The following is a 6,737-nucleotide window of genomic DNA, read 5'->3' as shown; positions in this document are numbered from 1 at the left end:
GCGCTGCCCCAGGCAATGGCGACTACCGGGACCAGCGCGACCAAGGTGCCGCGGAAACCATTGAATCGAATCATCTTGATCTTCTCCATCCCATCCCGAGCGGACGCCTTTTCGTCCCGGCTGACGTCCGCATGGCGCGATAGTCCTAACACGCAAGTTCCGCTTTCGTCCCATGACACTTGTGCCATGGGCGGCCGCGGGTGCGGAATGAATAGCGTCGTTTCGCGACATCATTCCGCTGCATCTTTCTGTCCGAGCGGGATCTTTTTCGGAAAATCGCTGTCGCTTTGCGCGAGCGCCGCCTCCCGGGTCTGGATCATGCTCTGGCCAATTCGGCTTCATTCGCCATATAAGGCAGGCATAAATTGGGAAATTCCATGAGCGCGCTCGCCAACCACGCATTCGCCAAGATGAACGGCATCGGCAACGAGATCGTCGTGGTCGACATGCGCGATTCGAAGGCGGCGGTGGCGCCGGACGACGCCCGCGCGGTGGCAACCCCAGCCGGCGTGCCCTACGACCAGCTCATGGTGCTGCAGCCGCCGCGGCTGCAGGGGACGGAAGCCTTTATCAGGATCTACAACAATGACGGCTCGGAAGCCGGCGCCTGCGGCAACGGCATGCGCTGCGTGGTGCGCCGTGTGTTCGAGAAGACCGGGCAGACGGCAGCTACCTTCGAGACCCGGGCCGGGCTGCTCAATTGCTGGCAGGGCCCTGCGCCCGATCTCTACACCGTGGACATGGGCCCGCCGAAATTCGGCTGGCAGGATATTCCGCTGGCCGAGGAGTTTCGCGACACCCGCTATATCGAATTGCAGATCGGACCGATCGATGCGCCGATCCTGCATTCGCCCTCGGTTGTCAGCATGGGCAACCCGCACGCGATCTTCTGGGTCGAAGACGTCAACGCCTATGACCTTTTCCGCTTCGGGCCGCTTCTGGAAAATCACCCGATCTTCCCGGAGCGCGCCAACATCACGCTCGCCCATATCGTCGATCCCGATCACATCACGATCCGGACCTGGGAGCGCGGGGCGGGCCTGACCAAGGCCTGCGGCTCGGCGGCCTGTGCGACCGCGGTGGCGGCGGCGCGGCTGAAGCGCGCCAATCGCACCGTCGAGATCACGCTGCCCGGCGGCAAGCTCATGATCGAATGGCGCGAGCGCGACGACCACGTGCTGATGACGGGGACGGCGAGCTTCGAATATGAGGGCCGCTTCGATCCGGCGCTGTTCGCCAGCGCCAGCGTCACCTGAGATGACCATCGACGTCGTCACCTTCGGCTGCCGCCTGAATGCGTTCGAATCGGAGCTGATCCGGCACGAGGCGGAGAACGCCGGCCTGGCCGACACGATCGTCATCAATAGCTGCGCGGTCACCAACGAGGCGGTGGCGCAGGCGCGGCAGTCGATCCGCCGGTTGAAGCGTGAGCACCCCGAAGCGCGCATCGTCGTCACCGGCTGCGCAGCGCAGACGCAAGCGCAGATGTTCGCCGAGATGGCGGAAGTCGATCGCGTCATCGGCAATGATGAGAAGACGCGGAGCGCAGCCTGGCGCGATGCGCGCGCCGCGTTCGATGCAGGCCTTGGCGTCGCGGCGAGCGAGAAGATCGCGGTCGCCGACATCATGGCGGTCAGAGAGATGGCGCCGCATCTGCTTGAAGGTTTTCAGAAGGGCCTGCCGCGGGTGTTCGTGCAGGTGCAGAACGGCTGCGATCATCGCTGCACCTTCTGCATCATCCCGTTCGGCCGCGGCAATTCGCGTTCGGTGCCGATGGGCGCGGTGGTCGACCAGGTCCGCGCGCTGGTCGAGCGCGGCCATGTCGAGATCGTGCTGACCGGCGTTGACCTCACCAGCTATGGCGCCGACCTGCCGGGCACGCCCAAGCTTGGCACATTGACCCGGCAGATCCTGAAGCACGTGCCGGAGTTGAAGCGGCTCCGCATTTCCTCGATCGATTCCATCGAGGCCGACCGCGACCTGCTCGATGTCATCGCCGACGATGCGCGGCTGATGCCGCATCTGCATCTGTCACTGCAGTCCGGCGATGATCTGATCCTGAAGCGGATGAAGCGGCGGCATTCGCGGCGGGACGCGATCGAGTTCTGCGCGCAGGTGCGGCGACTACGGCCAGACGTGACGTTCGGCGCCGACATCATCGCGGGCTTCCCGACCGAGACAGAGGAGATGTTTGCGCGCTCGCAGGATTTGGTCGCAGAATGCGATCTCACTTTCCTGCACGTGTTTCCTTATTCCAAACGCCCAGGCACACCGGCCGCGAGGATGCCGCAGGTGGCCGGCAGCGAGATCAAGGAGCGTGCGCGACGACTGCGCGCCGTGGGGGACGCAGCGTTGCGCAAGCGGCTCGCGGCCGAAATCGGCACGACGCGTCAGGTCCTGATCGAAAGCGACAAACAGGGCCGCACGGAGCACTTCCTGCCGGTCGCGATCAGCGGCGAAACACCGGGCGCGGTGCAGGCGCTTGCGATCGCCGGTGATGATGGGGCCCGGCTGCTGGTTTAACCCCCGCTGTCATCGCCCGGCTCGACCGGGCGATCCAGTATGCGCCGGCCTCTCGGTGCTAGCGCGACCGTCTCTGGAATACTGGATCATCCGCCTTCGCGGATGATGACGGTGGCGTGTGCGGTGGCTACTCCCCATTCCACCCGCACGCCCGTAGCCGCTCATGCATGTGCTCGGGCGCCGGCGCCGTCACGCGCACCGGGTCCTTGTTCTTCGAGATCGGAATCATGAGTTCGCGCGAGTGCAGATGCAGGCGCGGTTCGCCGAAGCGCGGGCCGTTGCCGTAGATGTTGTCGCCGACGATCGGCCAGCCCATGGCGGACGCGTGCACGCGCAATTGATGGGTGCGGCCGGTGACCGGTTCCATCGCAACCCAGGCGAGACCGTTGCCGCGGCCGAGTATTTTCCAGTTCGTCACGGCCTTTTGACCTTCCGGGTCCGGCTTCTGCCACCAGCCGCGTTCGGCGTTCTTGCGGCCGAGCGGCAGATCGATCGTGCCTTGCTCTTCGGCAGGCCCGCCTTCGACCACGGCCCAATATGTCTTTGATATCTTGCCGTGCTTGAACAGTAGGCCGAGCGAGGCGGTCGCCTTGCGGTGCCGCCCAAGGACGAGGCAGCCCGAGGTGTCCCGGTCCAGCCGATGGGCGAGCACCGGCGGTCGCGGCAGGCCGAAACGCAGCGCGTCGAACGAGGCTTCCAGATTGGGGCCGCCTTTTGGGCCGCGATGCACCGGAATCCCCGCCGGTTTGTCGATCACCAGCATCAGGCCGTCGCGATGGAGCACGCGGGCCTCGATTTCCGCCGGCGTCAATTGTGGAACATCGTTCACGCGTCGAGACTTTCGTTTGCGGGGCGAAACGGCTAACACACCCTTGCCATGAACGATACCACTGCACCCAAACTGAGCTGGTGGAAGCGGCTCTCCAACGGGCTGAAGCGGACCTCGAGTTCGATCGGCGCTGCCGTTGCCGGCCTCGTCACCAAGCGCAAGCTCGACCGCGCCATGCTCGATGATATCGAGGATGTGCTGCTGCGCGCCGATCTCGGGACCGACGTCGCGGTGCGCATCACGGAAGCCGTCGGCACCGGGCGCTACGACAAGGAGATCTCGGCCGACGAGGTCAAGGCCGTGGTCGCGACCGAGGTCGAGAAGGTGCTGGCGCCGGTTGCCCAGCCGCTCGAGATCGATGCGGCGAAAAAGCCGTTCGTCATCCTCGTGGTCGGGGTCAATGGCTCCGGCAAGACCACAACCATCGGCAAGCTCGCGGCCAAGCTTTCAGCGGAAGGCCGCAAGGTGATGCTGGCCGCCGGCGACACCTTCCGTGCCGCCGCGATCGAGCAGCTCAAGATCTGGGGCGAACGGACGAAATCGCCCGTCGTCGCGGGCGCGCAAGGCTCGGATTCCGCAAGCCTCGCCTTCAATGCGTTGAGCGCGGCCAAGGAGCAAAAGCTCGATGTGCTCTTGATCGATACCGCCGGCCGGCTGCAGAACAAATCCGAATTGATGAACGAGCTCGAAAAGGTCGTGCGCGTGATCCGGAAGGTCGATGCCACGGCGCCGCATGCGGTGCTCCTGGTGCTTGACGCCACGGTGGGACAAAATGCGCTGTCGCAGGTCGAGGCCTTTCACCGTACTGCTGGCGTCACCGGCCTCGTGATGACGAAGCTCGATGGCACCGCGCGAGGCGGCATTCTGGTGGCGCTGTCGGAGAAGCATAAATTGCCGGTGCATTTCATCGGCGTCGGCGAAGGCGTCGATGATCTTGCCCCCTTCACCGCGCGCGATTTCGCCAGGGCGATCGCAGGGATCGAGTAGTAATGGACAAGAAAGCACCGCATCCTCTGTTCAAGCTCGCGACCGAGCTTGGTCCGCTGCTCATCTTTTTCTTTGTCAATGCCAAGTCGAACCTGTTCGTGGCCACCGGCGTATTCATGGTGGCCGTGGTGGTCGCGATCATTGCGGCCTACGTGGTGACGCGGCACCTGCCGCTGATGGCGATCGTCACGGCCGTGGTGGTCCTCGTGTTCGGCACGCTGACGCTGATCCTGCACGACGAGACCTTCATCAAGATGAAGCCGACCATCGTCTACACGCTGTTCGCCGCGATCCTCGGCGGCGGCCTGCTGTTCGGCCGTTCCTTCATAGCGATCATGTTCGACCAGATGTTCAACCTCACCCCGCATGGCTGGCGCATCCTCACCTTCCGCTGGGCTTTGTGGTTCCTGGCGATGGCCGTGGTGAACGAGATCGTCTGGCGCACCCAGAGCACCGATTTCTGGGTCACCTTCAAGGTGTTCGGTATGGTGCCGCTGACGATGCTGTTTGCCGTCACCCAGATGCCGCTGATCAAGCGCTATCAGCTCGAGCCGGTCTCGCTGGAGCGGAGCGAGGCGGAGGCAGGGGACGTCAGCAAGGGATAATCTCTCCGCCCGTCATTCCGGGGCACGCGTAGCGTGAGCCCGGAATCCATCGGGCGGCGAGCGCAAGTGGTGAAATGGATTCCGGGTTCATCGCGGCGCGATGCCCCGGAATGACGGAGGGAAACTACGTCCCGGCCTTGAGCGCCTTCTCGATCTCGACCTTGAGCACGCTGTCGAAATTCTGCGGCGTCACCGGTCCGACCATCTTATAGACGATGGTGCCTTCGCGGCCGACGATGAAGGTCTCGGGCACGCCGTAGACGCCCCATTCGATCGAGGCGCGGCCGTTGGCGTCGACGCCGACGATGCTGAAGGGATTGCCGTAGCGGCCGAGGAAGCGGCGGGCGTTGTCGGGTGCATCTTTGTAGTTGATGCCGACGAGCTGCAGTCGGTTGTCCTTGGCGAGCTCGGTCAGGAGCGGCGCTTCGTCATGACATGGCACGCACCAGGACGCCCAGACGTTGACGAGGCTGACCTTGCCCTTGAAGGCGGCGGGATCGAGCCCGGGCACCTGCGTGCCATCCCTGACCAATCCCTCGAGCGCGGGCAGCGCGGTCTGCGGCGCCGGCCGGCCGATCAGCGCCGATGGAATCCTCGAGGGATCGCCGCCATAGAGCCGGAGCAAGAACAGCGCCGCAAGGGCGGCAAAGACCACCAGCGGCAGCGCCACCAGCCAGCGCCGGCTCCGCGGCGCGGTTTCGGCAAGGGGCTCGCTCATGAGATCATGATCCGATTGGATGGAATCGGATTCATGATCCCATCTCTTTGCTTGAGCATCTGTTCGGAAAACCGGTTTCCACTTTTCCGGATCATGCTCTAGATCTCCGCTGCGCCGCGCCCGGAGCGCCTGACGATGCCGCTGGCCTCGAGTTCGCGCAGCCGCGCCGTCTGCTGGCGATAGTCGAGCGTGATCCAGACGATCAGCAGCACCACCACGGCCGCCACCAGCCCGTAGGATGTCGCGATGAAGGAGGCGTAGGGGCCGAGCGCTGCCATCATCACGCTGCCTTTTGATTGGCCTGCATCATCTGCAGGCTGCGCACCCTGCGGCGCAGGATTTCGTTCCGCATCGCCGCTAAGTGCAGCGTGATGAACAGCAGCGAGAATGCGATCGCCATCACCAGCAGCGGAATCAGGAAGGCATTGTCCAGCGTCGGCCCTCCCATCCGGATCACGGATGCCGGCTGGTGCAGCGTGTTCCACCAGTCGACGGAGAATTTGATGATCGGGATGTTGATCGCGCCGACCAGCGTGAGCACGGCGGCGGCGCGCGCCGCGCGCGAGGGATCCTCCACCGCGCGCCACAGCGCGATCAGGCCGAGATACATCAGGAACAGGATCAGCACGGAGGTAAGCCGCGCGTCCCATTCCCAATAGGTGCCCCACATCGGCCGGCCCCATAGCGAGCCGGTGACGAGGGCGAGGAAGGTGAAGGCGGCGCCGATCGGGGCCGCGGCCTTGGCCGCGACGTCGGCGAGCGGATGTCGCCATACCAGCGTGCCGAGCGAGGCGATGCTCATGATGCCCCAGACGAACATCGACAGCCACGCGTTCGGCACGTGGATGAACATGATCTTGACCGTCGCGCCCTGCTGGTAGTCGTCCGGCGCCATCGCGGACTGGTAGAGCCCGATCAGGAGCAGGATCACGGTTGCGCCGGCAAGCCACGGCAGCAACCGCGCGGTCAGCGCGAGGAATTTCGTGGGGTTGGCGAGGTCGATCAGGCTCATGGCTTTCTCTGATAATCGCGGCCGGCGTCGCAGGCAATTGGCCCAAAACCTCTCGTGAAGAGT

The 6,737-nt window shown here is 64.5% G+C and carries 8 protein-coding genes; 4 read left to right on the top strand and 4 right to left on the bottom strand.

What is annotated here, in order from left to right:
- Positions 1-377: 377 nt before the first annotated feature.
- Both dapF and mtaB read left to right on the top strand, forming a co-directional pair.
- Positions 378-1,256 carry a diaminopimelate epimerase gene (dapF, locus tag CWO89_RS16495; RefSeq protein ID WP_130579837.1) on the top strand — a complete coding sequence of 293 codons (879 nt, stop codon included), beginning with the start codon at positions 378-380 and terminating at the stop codon, positions 1,254-1,256.
- A gap of 1 nt (position 1,257) precedes the next feature.
- Entirely contained in the window at positions 1,258-2,523 is a 1,266-nt protein-coding gene (gene mtaB, locus CWO89_RS16490) for a tRNA (N(6)-L-threonylcarbamoyladenosine(37)-C(2))-methylthiotransferase MtaB (protein ID WP_130579836.1), read from the top strand.
- A gap of 127 nt (positions 2,524-2,650) precedes the next feature.
- On the opposite strand, the gene CWO89_RS16485 is transcribed toward mtaB, so the two are convergent.
- On the bottom strand, positions 2,651-3,352 hold the full coding sequence (locus tag CWO89_RS16485; RefSeq protein ID WP_165421190.1) for an RluA family pseudouridine synthase: 702 nt from the start codon (positions 3,350-3,352) through the stop codon (positions 2,651-2,653).
- A 48-nt stretch (positions 3,353-3,400) separates the two neighbouring features.
- Here CWO89_RS16485 and ftsY point away from each other — a divergent pair, with 48 nt between their 5' ends.
- The gene (ftsY, locus tag CWO89_RS16480) at positions 3,401-4,339 is read left to right on the top strand and encodes a signal recognition particle-docking protein FtsY (protein WP_130579835.1); all 939 of its coding nucleotides are present in this window, start codon (positions 3,401-3,403) and stop codon (positions 4,337-4,339) included.
- A gap of 2 nt (positions 4,340-4,341) precedes the next feature.
- Positions 4,342-4,944, top strand: a complete 603-nt coding sequence (locus CWO89_RS16475; protein WP_130579834.1) for a septation protein A — start codon at positions 4,342-4,344, stop codon at positions 4,942-4,944.
- A 124-nt stretch (positions 4,945-5,068) separates the two neighbouring features.
- Here CWO89_RS16475 and CWO89_RS16470 read toward each other — a convergent pair whose 3' ends face one another.
- The 3 genes from CWO89_RS16470 to CWO89_RS16460 all read right to left on the bottom strand — a co-directional run bounded on the left by CWO89_RS16470 (position 5,069) and on the right by CWO89_RS16460 (position 6,674).
- Entirely contained in the window at positions 5,069-5,662 is a 594-nt protein-coding gene (locus tag CWO89_RS16470; RefSeq protein ID WP_130579833.1) for a DsbE family thiol:disulfide interchange protein, read from the bottom strand.
- A 98-nt stretch (positions 5,663-5,760) separates the two neighbouring features.
- The gene (gene ccmD, locus CWO89_RS16465; protein WP_130579841.1) at positions 5,761-5,943 is read right to left on the bottom strand and encodes a heme exporter protein CcmD; all 183 of its coding nucleotides are present in this window, start codon (positions 5,941-5,943) and stop codon (positions 5,761-5,763) included.
- Entirely contained in the window at positions 5,943-6,674 is a 732-nt protein-coding gene (locus tag CWO89_RS16460; protein WP_130579832.1) for a heme ABC transporter permease, read from the bottom strand. The genes ccmD and CWO89_RS16460 overlap by 1 nt, the downstream gene beginning before the upstream one ends.
- Positions 6,675-6,737: the final 63 nt, after the last annotated feature.

Origin of the sequence: Bradyrhizobium sp. Leo170, from assembly GCF_004296405.1 — a bacterium.
Taxonomy (GTDB): Bacteria; Pseudomonadota; Alphaproteobacteria; order Rhizobiales; family Xanthobacteraceae; genus Bradyrhizobium.
This window is presented reverse-complemented; position numbering and strand designations above follow the sequence as displayed.